This is a genomic window from Vibrio sp. MMG023 (assembly GCF_021654215.1).
GTDB classification, from domain to species: domain Bacteria; phylum Pseudomonadota; class Gammaproteobacteria; order Enterobacterales; family Vibrionaceae; genus Vibrio; species Vibrio jasicida.
Genome location: NZ_JAKFZP010000001.1, coordinates 387,743 through 404,699, shown reverse-complemented (window position 1 = coordinate 404,699; position 16,957 = coordinate 387,743). Strand labels below are relative to the sequence as shown.

Sequence of the window (16,957 nt, the reverse complement as noted above, 5' to 3'; positions counted from 1 at the left end):
AGCACATGGAAGCGCCTTATCAAAAGTCTTGGTTTAAGAAAGGACAAGCGGACCAGAATCAAGAACGCTCGTCTCGCTTTTCTAAGCATGATCAAGCAAGCAAACTGAACCAACTTTTAGAAAATCACTCCACAGATCTAGATGCGAACCACAAAGGTTTTGTCTCGATTGTCGGAGCAGGGCCGCACGATCCTGACTTGTTAACGGTAAAGGCTGTAAAAGCGATTATGTCGGCAGAGGTTCTGCTGTACGACCGTTTGGTTAACAAAGATATTTTGGAGTTGTCTTTGCCACAAGCTGATTGGATTTACGTGGGCAAAAGATGCGGACAACCCAGCATTGGTCAGGAAGAAATCTGTGATTTGATGGTGTCGCTCGCTCAGCAAGGAAAGCGAGTTGTACGCTTAAAAGGGGGAGATCCTTTCGTATTTGGTCGTGGAGGCGAAGAAGCATTAGCACTCGTCAAACACTCAATCGCTTACGAAGTCATCCCCGGCATTACCGCTGCGATTGGATGTGCAGCAAACAGCTTGATTCCGCTGACTCATCGTGGCGTTGCTCGCAGCGTTACCTTTGTGACAGGGCAAGTGGTAACAGGCGCATTTGAAGCTTGGAGCCAACTGATGCAAAGCGGGCAAACGTTAGTCTTCTATATGGGGTTAGAAAAGTCATCGCAAATACAAACGGGTTTATTAGGCTCTGGTTTGAGAGAAGATTTCCCAGTCGCGATAATCACTCATGGTTGCAGCCCTCAACAACAAGTGCACGCTACACAACTCAATCAGCTCAATGATTTATCGATTACACTTAAAGGCGTGAGCCCAGCATTGATTGTGATGGGAGAAGTTGTCAAACTGCGCGAACAACTAATAGAAACCGTACAGTCAGTGACGGAATACGAGGGAATATGAGCAGCATTTTGGAATGTATTAGAACAGTCGGTCGTGGCGAACGTGGTAGAAAACCACTGAGCTTTGACCAAGCGTTTCGAGTTATGGATGAATACCTAAACGGTGAGTGCGACGACGATCAGATGGCAATGCTGTTGATGCTGATCCGCGTACAGAACGAGACTCAACAAGAAATCGCTGGCTTTGTGAAAGCATTCCAATCCCGTATGCCAGCTATTGGTGCAGATATTGATTGGCCATGTTATGCAGGCAAACGTGAAGCGGCAGGTCAGCCTTGGCATCTGTTGGCAGCGAAGATCCTTGCCGATAATGGCCATAAAGTGCTGATGCACGGCTATCACGACCGTCAATCTGGTCGTTTACACGCTGAAGACTACCTCGACAAATTTGCTATTACGAAAGCGGAATCAGCAGAAGAAGCAAAGCGTGTGTTAGAAACACAAAACATCGTGTATCTGCCGTTGAGTTCGTTTGCTCCTCAAGCAGAAACCATGATTGGTTGGAAGAATCGCTATGGGCTTAGAACGCCGATTAATACCGTGGTTCGAGCATTGAATCCGGGGCAGGCGACGGTTGGTATTCGCGGTAGCTTTCATCCTGGTTTCCAACAACTTCATGCTGAAGTCGAATTCGAGATTGGTCAAACCGCTCACGCCGTTGTGTCATTCAAAGGACAATCGGGTGAGTCAGAATACAACCCTAAAGTAAGTCAAACCGTATGGTTAAGCCAAACAAGCGGCGTGACATCGCACTACTGGACGGAGCAAATGCTGTCTGAGGTGCCAATGCCTGCGAACTGCCCGTTTGGGACGTCAGAAGATGACATGAACCAAATGGCAAATACGGTTCTCGCTACCATGACAGTGGTCTTGTTTGCACAAATGCACGACAGAGAAAAAGCATTCGAACGCGCTTTCTCTTACTGGCAAGCCTATTGCGGCCAACAATAACGCACTATTGTCAATTAATGTAAAACCAACGACGCAAAGTTGTTGAATCTGAATCCATTATCTATTGTTTGAAGAAGGTAAAAGATCCTAGCTCGCCAATGATGTGTTTCACCACCTTGCTCCGTATCAGAATGGTGAAACCGAAGTTTTAGCCTCAATCGCGTTCGTTTCTCCCTGCGCTTTTGAGAATGAGAAAATCCCATATGGTAAGACACAGAGGACATGGATAATGGTTCTAAAGCATACCACTCCTAGTGAAAAGGCTTCCCATCCGATCCCGCAAGAAGCCTTCGATTGGTACGACGAATACGCCCACGGAAAAATCACGCGCCGTGAGTTTCTAAATAGGCTGGGTGGCCTTGCTGTGCTTGGCTTTAGCATGACAGCACTGGTCGATGCGTTAACCCCGAATTACGCACTCGCAGAACAAGTTTCATTTAACGATCCTGACATCAAAGCAACTTACGAAACCTTTCCATCTCCAAATGGGCATGGAGAAGGGCGTGGTTATTTGGTGATGCCACAGAAGAAGACCTTAAAATCGCCGACCGTGTTGGTGATTCATGAAAATCGAGGTCTGAACCCTTATATCAAAGATGTCGCAAGACGACTTGCAAAAGACGGCTTTATTGCTTTCGCTCCAGACGCACTTTATCCACTCGGCGGCTATCCGGGGAACGACGATGAGGGGCGCGCGATGCAGAAAGAGATGGACAGAGCCAAGATCGAACAAGACTTTATTGCAGCGGCTAACTTCCTCAAACAATACGAGGGTGGCAACGGTAAATTGGGCGCGGTTGGATTCTGCTTCGGTGGATACATTGTCAATATGCTTGCAGCGGTAATGCCTGAAGAGCTCGATGCAGGTGTGCCTTTTTATGGAACACCAGCGGCTCAAGAGATCCAAAAGCAAGTCAAAGGGCCGTTGATGATTCACTTTGCAGGGCTCGATAAGCGTGTTAACGACACATGGCCTGCTTATGAGCAGCAGTTAATTGCAACCGACGCTCAGTATCAAGCGCTAATGTATGAGAACGTCAACCACGGCTTCCATAACGACTCAACAGCACGCTACGCACCGGAAGAAGCAGCACTCGCTTGGGAGCGCACACTCGGCTTCTTCAAAGAACATCTCGCCTCTAGTTAAAGCGCGTCTACTTTAGTTGGCACATTCCTTGTTATGTCTCTCTTAGTGAGTGAGATATAAACAAGGAATGTGCATGACTCAATCAACGTCAAAAACACCCATCATAGTATGCTGTGATAGCCTCCAAGAGCAGGCTCGATTGTCCGGCTTATTGAGCAAAGATTACGACAACATCATCGGCTGCCAATTGGCACAACTAGAAACGTTAATGCAACGAGAACCGTCGGCAAGCGTTGTGGTTGGATGGCAACAACCAACCGCGGAACTGCGTTTGATCGTCGATTTCTGCCGCAGAAAATCGGCACCACTTCTTATCGTCTTAAAGCAATTATCATCCAATGATATCAATCGTTTATCAGAAAAAATGGACTATGTTCTTATGCCGCACGATAGTGAGTTTGCACTTCAACCTTGGATTGAACATGCGACATTAGTGAGAGCGAAATTCGAAAGTATGCAATCGGAAATTGAATTACTGACCAATAAGATTGAAGAGCGCAAGCTGGTGGAAAAAGCGAAAGGTCTGCTGATGAAGATGCACAGCGTTGATGAAGGACAGGCTTATAAAGCGCTAAGAAATTCAGCCATGCAATCGAGCCAAACGCTCGCACAAGTTGCCAAGAATTTGATAACTACTTTGGAGGTGCTTGATTAGTCGCTCTACCACTTTGGGGTTATAGTGCGTTTTCTAACGTGGTGCGTGTTGCACTATCAGCAAGCAATAACAGGGAATAACAAACGGCAAGATATACTAATCTATTGTATTTACTGTGAAAAATAAGTTGGCACAGTAATTGGATTAGAAGAATTGGGTTTATTGTTGAATCGCTTATCTCAATTATCAACGGCGGTAATTGTAGACTTAGCAACGGCGCTACTGCTCTTCGGAGTAGTGGCGCTTTTTTTATGGGAGCAAACCAATGAAATGGAGTTCGATGCTGAAAGTGTCAGCAATTTCGTTATCGGTATTCACCACGGTCAGCGTAAAGGCAGAATTGGGTGAGCCAGAAATTGAAGACCTGAAGTTTGGTTTTATTAAGTTAACCGATATGGCACCGCTGGCGGTTGCTTATGAGAAAGGCTTTTTTGAAGACGAAGGCTTGTACGTCACTTTAGAAGCTCAAGCAAACTGGAAGGTGCTTTTAGACCGAGTTATCGATGGTGAGCTTGCTGGCGCGCACATGCTTGCTGGTCAGCCATTGGGCGCAACGATTGGTGTCGGCACAAAAGCGGAAGTGATTACCGCGTTCAGTATGGATTTGAACGGCAACGCAATCACGGTTTCCAATGATACTTGGGAGCAGATGAAGCAATACATTCCAAAACAACCAGATGGCAAACCTGTTCACCCAATTAAAGCGGATGCACTTAAGCCTGTGGTCGACAGTTATCTGGATAAAGGCAAACCGTTCAACATGGGCATGGTGTTCCCTGTATCGACGCACAACTATGAGTTGCGTTACTGGCTAGCGGCAGGTGGGATTCACCCTGGTTTTTATGCACCAGAATCCGGTGACAACAGTGGTCAGTTGGATGCTGACGTTCTTTTGAGTGTTACGCCGCCACCACAAATGCCAGCCACAATGGAAGCGGGCACGATTAAAGGGTACTGCGTAGGCGAACCATGGAACCAACAAGCCGTATTCAAAGGCATTGGTACGCCAGTCGTGACCGATTACGAGATCTGGAAGAACAACCCAGAGAAAGTGTTTGGTGTTTCCAAAGCTTGGGCTGAGAAGTATCCAAACACACACATTCGCGTAGTGAAAGCCTTGATTCGAGCTGCACATTGGTTGGATGAAAACGACAATGCCAACCGCCAAGAAGCAGTGAAGATGCTATCAAAAAGCGAGTACGTTGGAGCCGATGCCGAAGTTATCGCCAATTCAATGACGGGCACATTTGAATACGAGAAAGGTGACAAACGAGACGTGCCAGACTTCAACGTGTTCTTCCGTCATAACGCCACGTATCCGTATTACAGCGATGCGATTTGGTACCTGACTCAAATGCGCCGTTGGGGACAGATCTCAAGCGAGAAATCCGATGATTGGTACATGGATGTGGCGAAAGAGGTTTACCGTCCAGATATCTACCAACAAGCGGCTCAAGCACTGATTGAAGATGGTGTGTTGAGCAAAAAAGACTTCCCAGATTTCAGTGCTGAAGATGGTTTCCGTGCGCCACAAACACACTTTATCGACAACATCGTTTATGACGGTCGCGAGCCAAATAAATATTTAGAGAAGTTCTCTATCGGGCTTAAAGGAAAAGACAAAGTTTAGGGTTAGCAGTCCTAAAAAAAATACAGCGGGCAGGTGAGTCTGCCCGCAATAACAAGGATGTAAATTTCTTAGGAGTGAGTATGTCTAGTAATGTCATTTCCCTTTTTCCTGCTAAGCAGGTAGTGAACCGAAGTCGGTTGGTACTTTTGCCCGTCATTGGTTTGCTGATCTTTTTGGCAATGTGGCACTTAGCAGCGAAAGAAGTGCAAACTTCATTAGGTACGCTACCGGGGCCAGTGCAAACTTTTCAGCAATTCGGCAACCTTGTCGATGACCATTGGCAAGAGCGAGAAAAAGAACAAGCGTTTATCGAGCGTCAGGAAAAACGCAATGCCGCGAAGTTAGCCAAGAATCCAGACGCCGAAGTAAAGATTCGTCCTTACACTGGTAAACCGACGTTCTTCGACCAAATCATAACAAGCTTAGTGACTGTGACTGCGGGCTTTTTGCTGGCGACGGTTATCGCGATTCCACTTGGCATCGTGCTTGGTCTTAATCAAGGGCTGTATCAAGCGTTTAACCCAATCATTCAATTGCTCAAGCCCGTATCACCTTTGGCTTGGCTGCCTATCGTTACTATGGTGGTGAGTGCTACTTATGTGAGTGATGACCCGATGTTTGCTAAGTCGTTCATTAACTCTCTGATCACAGTGGCGCTGTGTAGCTTGTGGCCGACGCTGATTAACACCGCTGTGGGTGTGACGAGCGTTGATAAAGACTTAATCAATGTGAGCAAAGTGCTTCAACTTTCGTGGTGGCAGCACATACGCACCATCGTTTTACCTTCTGCCATTCCAATGATCTTCACCGGTTTACGTCTCTCTTTAGGTATCGCTTGGATGGTATTGATTGCAGCAGAGATGCTCGCGCAGAACCCAGGGTTAGGCAAGTTCGTTTGGGATGAGTTCCAGAACGGCAGTTCAGCATCATTGGGGCGCATCATGGTGGCTGTCATCACCATCGGTTTTATCGGTTTGATGCTCGATAGAGGCATGCTGCAACTTCAAAAATGGTTGTCTTGGAATAAACAACAAGCGTTGAGATAAGGGAAACGATCATGGAAAAAGCATTATTAGATCTAACGCGTTTAGGGATGCGATTCCCAACGCCAGATGGCGAGTTCATCGCGCTTAAGAACGTCGATTTACAAATCAATAAAGGCGAGTTTGTATCGCTGATTGGCCACTCTGGCTGCGGTAAATCAACGGTATTGAACTTAGTCGCAGGGCTACACATGCCAACAGACGGCGGCGTGATCGTCGATGGACGAGAAGTAGCTGGACCGGGACCAGACCGCGCAGTGGTGTTCCAAAACCATTCATTATTACCTTGGTTAACCGTGTATCAAAACGTTGAGCTAGCTGTAAAACAAATTGCCGGCAAAAAGGGCAAAGCGTGGATTCAGGAACAAGTGAATCACTACTTGGAGTTGATTCAAATGCAGCATGCCGCGCACAAAAAGCCGGATGAAATCTCGGGCGGTATGAAGCAGCGAGTCGGCATTGCGAGAGCACTGGCACTTCAACCAAAGGTTTTGCTGATGGATGAACCATTTGGTGCGTTGGATGCGTTAACTCGTGCGCATTTGCAGGATGCACTGATGAAGATTCAAGCCGAGCTAAACAACACCGTGATCATGATTACTCACGATGTGGATGAAGCGGTGCTGCTATCTGACAAAATCGTGATGATGACTAACGGACCGGCAGCAACCATTGGAGAAGTGTTAGAAGTGAATCTACCTCGCCCTCGTGAGCGTGTAGCACTGGCAGATGATGCGCAGTATCAGAAGTGTCGACAAGCGGTGCTGAAGTTCCTTTACGAGAAGCAATCCAAAGTCGAGATTCCTGCTTCGAAAGAAGACAAACCCAAAACCGCAGCGCAAACGGCATAAGGAGGCAGCGATGAACAGTCCTTTAACGATTCCAGTAAAGAACGCATTGAGCCACATCGTTGTGGTAGGCAACGGTATGGTCGGGCAACACCTCGTCGAGCAATTAGTGCAGAAAAACGCGCATTTGGAGCACCGAATTACCGTGATTGGTGCAGAGCGCTTTATCGCGTATGACCGTGTACAGTTGTCCTCTTTGTTTGCGGGTAAGTCTCATGATGATTTGATGCTGAGCAACCAAGAATGGTACGACATGCATGGCATCCAACTCGTACTTGGCAGCCAAGTAACAGGCATCGACAGAGAGCAAAAGCGCATTCTTCTTGATGGTGAAGATGTGCTGGGTTACGACGAACTTGTGCTCGCGACCGGTTCTTACCCATTTGTGCCGCCAATTGAAGGTAAAGACCGAGACAACGTGTTTGTCTATCGCACGCTTGATGACCTTTCACAAATCAAAAAAGCATGTGAAGGCGCAAGAACGGGCGCAGTGATTGGCGGCGGCTTGTTGGGTTTAGAAGCGGCAAACGCACTTAAACTCTTGGGGTTAGAAACTCACGTCATTGAGTTTGCACCTCGCCTCATGCCCGTACAGTTAGATGATGGTGCTGGCTTAGTGCTAAAAGAGAAGATTGAAGCGCTAGGGCTAACCGTGCGTACCTCAACGGGGACGGAGCGAATCTGCGATGGTGAAACGGCTAAGCATCGTATGGTGTTTAAAGACAAAGATCCTCTCGAAGTGGATGTGATTGTCTTCTCCGCAGGCATTCGTCCTCAAGATGAGTTGGCAAGGCTGGCTGAGCTAGAAATAGGCGAGCGAGGCGGCATTGTGATTAACAATCAATGCCAAACCAGCGATGAGAATATTTATGCGATTGGCGAATGTGCTCTTTGGGAGCAAAAGATCTTTGGTTTAGTCGCACCCGGTTACACCATGGCGAGAACCACTGCCGATGTCTTGACTGGGATGCCAAGCGAAGGTTTTAAAGGTGCAGACATGAGCACCAAACTCAAGCTACTTGGGGTGGATGTGGCGTCTATCGGCGATGCACAAATGCAAACCGAAGGCGCACAGGAAATGGTCTTGCAAGATGCGGTTGCAGGCATCTACAAAAAGCTGGTGGTTGATGCGAGCGGCACCCAATTACTTGGTGCGATTCTCGTTGGTGACAACAGTGACTACGATGCGCTCTTACAGTGTTATTTGAACAAAACGGTCCTGCCAGACCACGCGGCGAATCTGCTGTTTGATACTGGAATGCTGGACGGAGAGATGCCAGACAGCGCCATCATCTGCTCTTGTCACAACGTCACAAAAGGCGACTTAGTTGCCGAGATTCAAGCTGGCACTACCAACCTGACGGACCTTAAAGCCAACACCAAAGCCGGTACTGGCTGTGGTGGCTGTAGCAATATGGTGAAGTCGGTATTGGATACTCAATTGGCAGCCATGGGGGTAGAGGTCAACAACCACCTTTGTGAGCACTTTGAGCTCAGTCGACAAGAGATGTTCCATATTTGCCAAGTGGAACAAATCAAAGACTTCGACACCTTAATTGCACTGCATGGCAAAGGGCATGGGTGTGATATCTGTAAGCCGACAGCAGCATCTGTGTTTGCTTCTTTGTGGAATGAACACATCATGGAGCTGCAGCATCAATCTCTGCAAGATTCCAACGATGCCTTTATGGCGAACCTGCAAAAAGATGGCTCTTACTCGATTGTACCTCGTGTTCCGGGCGGCGAAATCACACCAGACAAACTCATCGTGCTAGGCGAAGTTGCTCAGCAATACGATCTGTACACCAAGATCACTGGCGGTCAGCGGGTGGATTTATTTGGCGCGCAGTTAGAACAGCTTCCTGAAATCTGGCAAACCTTAATTGATGCCGGTTTTGAAACAGGGCACGCCTACGGCAAGTCGGTCCGCACCGTGAAATCTTGTGTGGGGTCTACTTGGTGTCGTTATGGTGTTGATGATTCAGTTGGATTAGCCATTGAGTTAGAGAACCGCTACAAAGGATTGCGAGCGCCCCATAAGCTTAAGTTTGCCGTATCGGGCTGTACTCGCGAGTGTGCAGAAGCGCAAAGTAAAGACATTGGGGTGATCGCCACCGAAAACGGCTGGAATCTATACGTTTGCGGTAATGGCGGTATGAGACCAAGACACGCGGATTTGTTTGCATCCGACCTATCCAAATCAGAGTTGATCACCATGATCGACCGAGTATTGATGTTCTACGTCAGCACCGCTGATCGCTTGCAGCGCACGTCGGTGTGGATGGAGAACATGGAAGGGGGCCTAGATTACCTTAAACAAGTGATTTTGGATGACTCTCTGAATTTATGTGATTCTTTGGATGAACAAATGGCGCGCGTCGTAGATACCTATCAATGTGAGTGGAAGAGTACGCTGGATAATCCTCAAAAATTGCAACGTTTCCGTCCTTTCTTGAACAGCACGTCGGGCAGCAAAGTCTTACCGTACCAACGTGTACGCGGTCAGCGTATTCCCGTGAAACAGGAGGTGTAAATGGCAGCTTTAACCAAAGTGAAATTGTGTCAGCTTGATGACTTAATGCCGTTTATCGGTGCCACTGTATTGATTGAAGGCAAGCATGTCGCGTTATTCTACATTCCTGATAGTGGTGTTTACGCCGTTCAAGATTGGGACCCAATCGGTAACGCTTATGTGATGAGTCGAGGGATTGTCGGTGATATCGATGGTGAGATGTGTGTTGCGTCACCACTGTACAAACAGCATTTCAGTTTAAAGAGTGGGCAATGTTTGGAAGACGATGCGCACTGTCTAAAAACGTGGCAAGTAACAGTCGACGATAATCAGGTTTGTTACTTAGCCGAGGAATGATCCTCGAAATTAGCTTGCTCGATATGAATAAGTTATTGGCGTAAGAGACAAGCGAATAAAGCTCCAGAGACAGTACAGTATGGCTCTGGAGCTTTTTACTATTTGGAAGGATTCACTTGTAGTTCGGTATAGCCAGTCGAGTCGTCCATCGCTCTAGTGAACTCAAGTTCTGAGTAAGAATGGATGATCAATTCTGCGGTGGTATCAATAACCGTGCCTTCCATTAAATGCCCGCCCCAGACTCGTCCTTCACGATCAGACACCGAGATATGAACGTGCTGATGTTCAGGCGTTAGGGTTCCCATCACAGAGACGATTTCAAATGGCTCTTGCTTGGTTAACGTACTCTCTGCACTTGCCAAACGAAGGTTGAGGTCAGAGACACAGCCAACGCATGAGGCAATCGAGCCAGCTTTGATACCATGCTGCTCGACCAATTTCGCAAGGCTGAGCTTTAAGTCCATGCCTTTGGTAAGACGTACCGCTATCACTTCAATCGACATGTCATTTCCTAATCAAAACCAGCAAGCAGGAAAGCGCCGTATCCAAGTCGGCATAACGTTTGGCTTTGCCAAGTACGCGCATGCCTTGCATGTTGTTGAGAACAAAACGAGCGAGTTCTTCTGGTTTCAGCGTTTTCGGCACTAAGGTTTCTTTCTGCGCATTAGTCAGTGCATCCGCAATGATGTCGATAAGATGGTCAAACAAAAAATGCCCTTTGCGCAGTACGTCATCGTCTTCCCCAGCGTGCTCAATCAACGCATTTTGAATAAAACACCCACAGTTGCGTTTGCGCTGCAGCTCAGCAAAAGATTTAAGGAACGATTCCAACTCAGGTAAAGACGCGTCGTCTTTTTCCAAATCATTCAGTGACGGTAGCGAGACCTTTTTCAAGTAGGTATCGAGCGCTTCGTAGTAGAGCTGTTGCTTGTCACCATAGGTGTTGTAAAGACTGAAGCGGTTGATGTTCAACTCGTCTGTGAGATCCGAGATAGACGTGTTCGCAAAGCCCTTGCGCCAAAACACATCCATAGCCACGAGAAGCTTTTCATCTCGGTCGAAATTGGCTTTTCTTGCCATAAATTACCTGCCTGGGTCTGCTTATCGGGTAATTAAATTGCTTTGGAGGGATGGTACAGAGAACCTCTAGCGTTCGAACTGAACCAATATGATGAATACCCATCTATTCTTGGGTATCAGCCCCCAAATTCATGTGAACTCACAAACGGCATCAAAAATCTCGCTCAGCAAACAGACCCACAACTGTTTGAAAATTTTTGATAGTGAAGTTCTTGACTGATCGTTTATAAACTGGCTACAGTATATCCTAACCAATCGGTTAGAAAAAGATAAAAGGATGTGAAATGAAGCTCTATGAAACCGCAATGACTCCAAGTTGTAAGCGAGTTAGCATTTTTCTAAAGGAAGTCGGTGGCGAGGTTGAGCGAATTGCGCTGAACGTTCGTGAGGGCGATAACCTATCTGAACCGTTTAAATCGAAAAGCGTGAACGGCAAAGTGCCTCTACTAGAACTGGATGATGGCACTGCGATCTGTGAAAGCGTGGCGATTTGTCGTTACCTAGATGAAGCGTTTGAAAATGATCTGGCGTTGTTTGGTGCTAACCAGCTCGAACGTGCTCAGGTGGAAATGTGGCATCGCGTTGTCGAATTCCAAGGTTTGTACACGGCTTTTCAGGCGTTTCGTAATATCACAGCAATTTACCAAGACCGTGAAAACTGCGTAGCTGCGTGGGGTGACGAGTCGAAATCTCGCGTATTAGAATTCCTACCAATTCTCGACAAGCGCCTATCAGAAAGCGAGCACATCGCCACGGACAACTTCACCATCGTAGACATTACCGGCTACATTTTTGTTGGTTTTGCCGTAAATGGTTTGAATATTGAGGTGTTCGAAACCTACCCAAATATTGCACGTTGGTTTGAACAAGTATCGGTGCGTGAAGCGTTTCAAGGTTAACTTCTAGCGTGATTTTTCTAAGCAGCAAGGCTTTTGTAGACTTGCTGCTTTTTGTCGTTTTAAGCGCAAAGATCTTCAATTTGTTCAGGTTTTCTCTTCTTTTTCTGCCTTTCTCCTATAATTAACTCTATTAATGAAACAACATCAATTGGCTCTCACGGCGTTTTGGAACCTTGAGTTCTTAGTTTGTAGACGTCCCAATCATTATTGGACTTCACCAAGTAATGAAGGACACCAAGCGACAAGGAGAGGTTATGCGTGTTCGAAGTAAAACCATCAATGGCGTGTTGTGTACGCTGCTCGTAGCGTCTGTGTGTGGATTAGTTGCGATGTATCAAAACCACACTCAACAACATCAACAAATTGAATTGCTGCGCGGGCAACTGGTGGAAAAAGAAAACCAAATCGTTGTCTCGAATGAGGCGTTGTCTTATACCCGCTACCAACACCAACTATTATCAGAAGATTACACTCGATTTAGAGACGAACAGTCCACTAACGCCATCCTTCGTTAGGCACTGCGTCATAAGCAGGGAGCATTATGAAATCAATTTTGTTGGTCGATGACAGTAAAACGGTGTTGCTCTATATGACCAGTGCACTGCAAAAGCAAGGGTACGAGGTCATTGCCGTTGAAGATGGTGAGTCTGCGTTAGAAGTGCTGACTCACCGAACTGACATTCAGTTTGTCCTCAGTGATTTGATGATGCCGGGCATCAGTGGCATTGAGCTTTGCCGTGAGCTTAAATCGTCGGCGTTTTCTCGTTATATCTTCTTTGTGCTTCTCTCTTCCCGTAACGATCAAGAATCCATCATCAAAGGCATGGATGCAGGCGCCGATGACTTTGTCGACAAGAAGACATCTGTAGAGGAACTACAAGCGCGCATCCGAGCGGGTTTTCGTACCTTAGAACTGCACAATACGCTCACGACAAAAAACCAAGAGCTCGATTTAGCCTATCAAACTATTCAACAAGATCTCGACGCTGCGAGTGATTTGATGACTCAGTTATTACCAGTGGAAGAACAAATTCACACGGCAAAATTCAGCTTTACTTATGTGCCTTGTTCCAAGATCGGTGGCGACATGTTTGGTTATGTCGAGCTTGATGAGCAACATGTTGCTTTCTACGTATTTGATGTATCGGGCCATGGTATTTCTTCAGCGCTGATGGCATTTTCAGTCCAGCAAACTTTGTCACAACGTCACCAATCGGAGTCCATAACGTTAGACTGGAGCGACAATAAATACCGCATCAGTGAGCCTGCCGCTGTGATTGAAAGGCTTAATCGGCGCTACCAGCAAGCGCAAAACAGCAAGCTTTACTTCACTATCGAATACGCCGTGTTGAACACCGAAACCGGTGAGCTGAATTATTGCACTGCAGGACACCCTAAATTCGTTTGGCAACAGACGGAACAAAACCGCTTGGAACTTGTTGGCGACAACAACTTCATTGTCGGGGCATTAGAGCCGATGATGTACCAAGGTGGAAGTATCCAACTTAAGCCTAATGACGCCCTTTGGTTTTTCTCCGATGGCCTAATAGAAGCCAAGCAAGGAGAGGAGCTTTACGGCATTGACCGACTGCTATCCAACATCGAAGGGAGTCAAGCGATACCAGAAAAGGCACAAACCAATGCCGTTTTGGAGCAAGTGCAAAACTGGCAAGGAAAACCGGAACTCGACGATGATGTGAGCGTGTTGAAAGTGCAATGGTTGGGTTCTAGGCAGTCGCAAGCCGTCAATTCGCCGAGTGCGGTATTCCAGAAATCCTATCAAGCGTCTTTAGAAGTTTCACGCCAAGCGAGTCTCGAATTGGTTGAGTTCCTTCAACAACATTCAGTTTCTTCTCATGCCATGCAAACCCTAGAGTTGTGTGTGGTTGAGTTGATGAACAATGCTTTCATCCATGCGTATCAAGAACAAACCGGAAAAACGGTCGAGTTAGAATGCGAACTAATACAAGGTAAGCAGCACAACATAGAAGTGCGTGTATTTGATTATGGCAATCGCATTACTGATGAAACCTTCCAAAGCTACACCTCAAAGCAAATAGAGGCGCCAAATCTATTTGATGAACAGAGTTGGATGCCTTCAGGACGAGGCTTAATGCTCATTGCCCAAATGACAAACGCGTTTTCTGTATCACATCAAGGGGAGCGCAATTGCTTTACGGTCGCAATAGCGTCTAAATCGTAACTTTTGCTTGTGATGTTGCTAAGATCTTCCTCTTACACGCATTAACACGCATTAGTTTGTGCGCGCTAATCGATTGCCTAAACTTTATTTTTTCTGCCCGTTTTGAGTTAACCCTGCGTTAACTTTCCCCGTCGTATATTCTCCGTCAACCGATGGAGAGTCAGGGCTTCTGCCTCTTGTCATCGTGATTTTTCTCTCGTTTGTAGTTGGGAAATAAAAAATGAAGGCGAAAGGTTTTACCTTAATTGAATTGGTCGTGGTCATTGTCATCTTAGGTATTTTATCTGTGACGGCAGCGCCTCGATTCTTGAATTTGCAAGATGATGCGAGAAACGCGGCAATTGCTGGGTTAAGAGGGGCGATGAACGGTGCCATGGGCATTGTTTACGGCAAAGCGGCGTTGATGGGTATCGAACGCGCAGAAGAGGCTAAATTGGATACTGATGGCACAGGAACGCTTGATTTGGCTATCGCTTATGGATACCCAAAAGCGACCTTGAATGACCTATCTATTGTGGTGCATGGCTTGAGAGAAGACTGGGCACACAAAGAAATCCCTGGTAGCGCTTCAATTTACTTTGGCATTGCGGGTTATGACAAAACTTGCATCAAGTACACACAAGCCGGTGTGACTAGTGCAGCAACAGCCGTGGTTATCAAAGATCCGGCAGAGTGCAGTGGGTTAACAAAATGATTCTTAGAGCCACTTTTTAAAGTGGCTTTTTTGTGCTCAAAAGTTGTGCGTATTCCCTTAAAAAGTTCCCTTAAAAGCCTCTTAAAACATACCGTTATGGTGACGATAAAAATTAATCATTAAAACGGAGGCTGGCGTTAACTTAGCGTTAACCATGAGAAATTTAAGATATGACTCATATCACACACTATGCCTCTTAAAGCGTTGGCTTTGAGATGGAATTTAACCTTGTTAATGATTAACAGGAAGTAGAGGCGAGTGTCATTAAACGTGTTGGTCAGCGAACTACGTGAATACCAACTCAATAAAAACACTTATAAAGGTCTCTTAATGTCAGATTTCAACTTGTTGTACCAACCAAAACTAAAAGATGGCGTGATCGTTGGTCTTGAAGCTTTGCTACGACCAGTCGACGTTGAAAAAACACTGCCTGAATTTTTCGCCGAAGTGAAAGACAACATGGCGCTTGATCTATCAGTGATGAAGCGTTGTTTGGAAGACATCGCGAAGTTTGACATTCAAATTCCGGTATCCATCAACATCTACCCAACCAGTGTTTTGAATGATTACTTTGTCTTCAGTGCGATCAAGCAGCTAAAAGGAAAGAATGTTTCTTTAGAGTTGGTTGAGCATCAAGGTGTTGAGCTCAACGACGAATTTCTTAATCATGTTGCGCTGCTAAAAGACAACGGCATCAAGCTGTCTATTGATGACTTCGGCAAAGATTTTGCTCGTGCAGATTTAGCGCTAACGATAGGTGCGGATGAGGTTAAGTTTGATCGTTCTTTAGTTCGTGATATTGAAAACAATTACTGCAAATTTAAGCACCTATCATTTCTATACTCAAAAATTAAAACTTTGTGTACGCACAAAATCGTTTTTGAAGGGGTAGAAAGTAAGCGTCAAAAAGAGCTTATTGAACTATTTGCGGAAAGTCCGACGATTCAAGGGTTTTACTTTCATCCTCCTATGCCGTTAGACGAAATTGTTAAGCTAGACTCGTTCACGAATCAAGACCAAGAAGTACCTGTTGAAGCGATGCTTCGCATGGGACTAGATTTGGATTACAAACTATACAATTTTCTGGTCGAAAATGATGTTGAGACGCTAAATGATGAACGAGTAAACCATTTTATCGCGGACAACGACATTCTTGGTTTGGTTCATAACGAAGACATTAAGGTAACGCTGAAAAACTTACGAGATATCTACTTCAATAACTCTTCGATTCTCGGTAATGGAGTCGTTTCCTTGATCGACTCAACAGAAAAACTGGTGATCATACGAAACGAACAAGGTGTTGTCGTGTATGACAATACAGCACATCGTGAGTTAGTTGGAGGCAGTATAGTCGGGATCGATCCACAGGAAATCATCCAAGAAAATGAAAGCTACCGCTTGTGTTTAGAGAAGGACAAACACGTCTTGTTCGATGATGAATTGATGTTTCGCAAGGACAAAGAATACTTTGATGGCATCGAGTACGACACCATTCGAGAGAAGATGGTTTATAACGACAAGAAATTTATCATCACGACGGTTTGCCCCTCAAACGTTGGTTTGGTGGATGTGAGTAAAGATGAGCTAACCAAGTGTTATACCCGCTCGTTTTTGAAGTACCACTTAGGAGCGTATGAAAACCGGATCGTTGCCTTTTTGGATATGAATGGCTTTAAAGCCGTTAACGATGCGTTTGGTCATAGAGTCGGAGACAGCTGCCTTGTCGATTTTGCGTGTTTATTGAAATCATCACTTCGAGATAAAGACGTGGTGATTCGTTATGGAGGTGATGAGTTTGTAATCATTTTTGATACCTCTACTTACGACGATATCGAAAACAGACTCAATTCGTTAAACGTGAAAATGACGCGTTACTTTGCAGAAAAAGGGTACGACTTGTCCTTTGCGTACGGCCTATCAAAAGTGAACAACCACGATGTCAATACTGCCATCGAAATTGCCGACAGAAACATGTACACAGCCAAACGTCATATTAAACGTCAGCGCAGCGTTGACTACGTTATTTAA

At 46.0% G+C, this 16,957-nt stretch carries 16 protein-coding genes; 14 read left to right on the top strand and 2 right to left on the bottom strand.

The features are described 5' to 3' along the window. Positions 1 to 5 precede the first annotated feature (5 nt). From cobA to nirD, 9 genes are all read left to right on the top strand, one after another. A complete protein-coding gene (cobA, locus tag L1076_RS01780) occupies positions 6 to 911 on the top strand; it encodes a uroporphyrinogen-III C-methyltransferase (RefSeq protein ID WP_237303014.1) in 906 nt (301 codons plus the stop codon). Beyond that, positions 908 to 1,861 carry a glycosyl transferase family protein gene (locus tag L1076_RS01775; RefSeq protein WP_237303013.1) on the top strand — a complete coding sequence of 318 codons (954 nt, stop codon included), beginning with the start codon at positions 908 to 910 and terminating at the stop codon, positions 1,859 to 1,861. Before cobA ends, L1076_RS01775 begins: the two co-directional genes overlap by 4 nt. Positions 1,862 to 2,090: 229 nt before the next feature. Then, positions 2,091 to 3,008 carry a dienelactone hydrolase family protein gene (locus tag L1076_RS01770; RefSeq protein ID WP_005375880.1) on the top strand — a complete coding sequence of 306 codons (918 nt, stop codon included), beginning with the start codon at positions 2,091 to 2,093 and terminating at the stop codon, positions 3,006 to 3,008. 73 nt (positions 3,009 to 3,081) lie between these two features. Next, a complete protein-coding gene (locus L1076_RS01765) occupies positions 3,082 to 3,663 on the top strand; it encodes an ANTAR domain-containing protein (RefSeq protein WP_165935418.1) in 582 nt (193 codons plus the stop codon). 265 nt (positions 3,664 to 3,928) lie between these two features. Next, on the top strand, positions 3,929 to 5,293 hold the full coding sequence (locus L1076_RS01760; RefSeq protein ID WP_005387573.1) for a CmpA/NrtA family ABC transporter substrate-binding protein: 1,365 nt from the start codon (positions 3,929 to 3,931) through the stop codon (positions 5,291 to 5,293). 80 nt (positions 5,294 to 5,373) lie between these two features. Next, positions 5,374 to 6,339, top strand: a complete 966-nt coding sequence (locus L1076_RS01755) for an ABC transporter permease (protein WP_038871666.1) — start codon at positions 5,374 to 5,376, stop codon at positions 6,337 to 6,339. An 11-nt stretch (positions 6,340 to 6,350) separates the two neighbouring features. Next, positions 6,351 to 7,187 (top strand): ABC transporter ATP-binding protein, encoded by an 837-nt coding sequence (locus L1076_RS01750; RefSeq protein ID WP_005450080.1) that lies wholly within the window; start codon positions 6,351 to 6,353, stop codon positions 7,185 to 7,187. A gap of 10 nt (positions 7,188 to 7,197) precedes the next feature. Then, positions 7,198 to 9,717 carry a nitrite reductase large subunit NirB gene (nirB, locus tag L1076_RS01745; RefSeq protein ID WP_237303012.1) on the top strand — a complete coding sequence of 840 codons (2,520 nt, stop codon included), beginning with the start codon at positions 7,198 to 7,200 and terminating at the stop codon, positions 9,715 to 9,717. Further along, entirely contained in the window at positions 9,718 to 10,053 is a 336-nt protein-coding gene (nirD, locus tag L1076_RS01740; protein WP_237303011.1) for a nitrite reductase small subunit NirD, read from the top strand. Between the two features lie 98 nt (positions 10,054 to 10,151). Here the strand turns inward: nirD and L1076_RS01735 are convergent, their stop codons facing one another. Then, positions 10,152 to 10,556: a PPC domain-containing DNA-binding protein gene (locus tag L1076_RS01735; protein WP_104027736.1), complete on the bottom strand. Its 405-nt coding sequence runs from the start codon at positions 10,554 to 10,556 to the stop codon at positions 10,152 to 10,154. A 1-nt stretch (position 10,557) separates the two neighbouring features. After that, positions 10,558 to 11,133: a TetR/AcrR family transcriptional regulator gene (locus L1076_RS01730; protein WP_005375904.1), complete on the bottom strand. Its 576-nt coding sequence runs from the start codon at positions 11,131 to 11,133 to the stop codon at positions 10,558 to 10,560. A gap of 284 nt (positions 11,134 to 11,417) precedes the next feature. Between L1076_RS01730 and L1076_RS01725 the strand changes: the two genes are divergently transcribed. The 5 genes from L1076_RS01725 (at position 11,418) to L1076_RS01705 (ending at position 16,957) form a co-directional block, all read left to right on the top strand. Beyond that, a complete protein-coding gene (locus L1076_RS01725; protein WP_237303010.1) occupies positions 11,418 to 12,032 on the top strand; it encodes a glutathione S-transferase in 615 nt (204 codons plus the stop codon). 254 nt (positions 12,033 to 12,286) lie between these two features. Further along, complete coding sequence (locus L1076_RS01720) at positions 12,287 to 12,547, top strand: hypothetical protein (protein ID WP_038878106.1); 261 nt, start codon at positions 12,287 to 12,289, stop codon at positions 12,545 to 12,547. Between the two features lie 26 nt (positions 12,548 to 12,573). Further along, positions 12,574 to 14,235, top strand: coding sequence for a SpoIIE family protein phosphatase (locus L1076_RS01715; RefSeq protein ID WP_237303009.1), 1,662 nt, complete (start codon positions 12,574 to 12,576; stop codon positions 14,233 to 14,235). A 220-nt stretch (positions 14,236 to 14,455) separates the two neighbouring features. Further along, a complete protein-coding gene (locus L1076_RS01710) occupies positions 14,456 to 14,929 on the top strand; it encodes a prepilin-type N-terminal cleavage/methylation domain-containing protein (RefSeq protein ID WP_237303008.1) in 474 nt (157 codons plus the stop codon). Positions 14,930 to 15,259: 330 nt separating this feature from the next. Continuing rightward, positions 15,260 to 16,957 carry a GGDEF domain-containing protein gene (locus L1076_RS01705; RefSeq protein WP_237303007.1) on the top strand — a complete coding sequence of 566 codons (1,698 nt, stop codon included), beginning with the start codon at positions 15,260 to 15,262 and terminating at the stop codon, positions 16,955 to 16,957.

Coding starts and splice junctions, on each gene's coding strand:
- L1076_RS01735 (WP_104027736.1), bottom strand. CDS start 10,556: ATGTCGATTGAAGTGATAGCGGTACGTCTTACCAAAGGCATGGACTTA.
- L1076_RS01710 (WP_237303008.1), top strand. CDS start 14,456: ATGAAGGCGAAAGGTTTTACCTTAATTGAATTGGTCGTGGTCATTGTC.
- L1076_RS01775 (WP_237303013.1), top strand. CDS start 908: ATGAGCAGCATTTTGGAATGTATTAGAACAGTCGGTCGTGGCGAACGT.
- L1076_RS01705 (WP_237303007.1), top strand. CDS start 15,260: ATGTCAGATTTCAACTTGTTGTACCAACCAAAACTAAAAGATGGCGTG.
- nirD (WP_237303011.1), top strand. CDS start 9,718: ATGGCAGCTTTAACCAAAGTGAAATTGTGTCAGCTTGATGACTTAATG.
- nirB (WP_237303012.1), top strand. CDS start 7,198: ATGAACAGTCCTTTAACGATTCCAGTAAAGAACGCATTGAGCCACATC.
- cobA (WP_237303014.1), top strand. CDS start 6: ATGGAAGCGCCTTATCAAAAGTCTTGGTTTAAGAAAGGACAAGCGGAC.
- L1076_RS01750 (WP_005450080.1), top strand. CDS start 6,351: ATGGAAAAAGCATTATTAGATCTAACGCGTTTAGGGATGCGATTCCCA.
- L1076_RS01760 (WP_005387573.1), top strand. CDS start 3,929: ATGAAATGGAGTTCGATGCTGAAAGTGTCAGCAATTTCGTTATCGGTA.
- L1076_RS01720 (WP_038878106.1), top strand. CDS start 12,287: ATGCGTGTTCGAAGTAAAACCATCAATGGCGTGTTGTGTACGCTGCTC.
- L1076_RS01755 (WP_038871666.1), top strand. CDS start 5,374: ATGTCTAGTAATGTCATTTCCCTTTTTCCTGCTAAGCAGGTAGTGAAC.
- L1076_RS01730 (WP_005375904.1), bottom strand. CDS start 11,133: ATGGCAAGAAAAGCCAATTTCGACCGAGATGAAAAGCTTCTCGTGGCT.
- L1076_RS01765 (WP_165935418.1), top strand. CDS start 3,082: ATGACTCAATCAACGTCAAAAACACCCATCATAGTATGCTGTGATAGC.
- L1076_RS01770 (WP_005375880.1), top strand. CDS start 2,091: ATGGTTCTAAAGCATACCACTCCTAGTGAAAAGGCTTCCCATCCGATC.
- L1076_RS01725 (WP_237303010.1), top strand. CDS start 11,418: ATGAAGCTCTATGAAACCGCAATGACTCCAAGTTGTAAGCGAGTTAGC.
- L1076_RS01715 (WP_237303009.1), top strand. CDS start 12,574: ATGAAATCAATTTTGTTGGTCGATGACAGTAAAACGGTGTTGCTCTAT.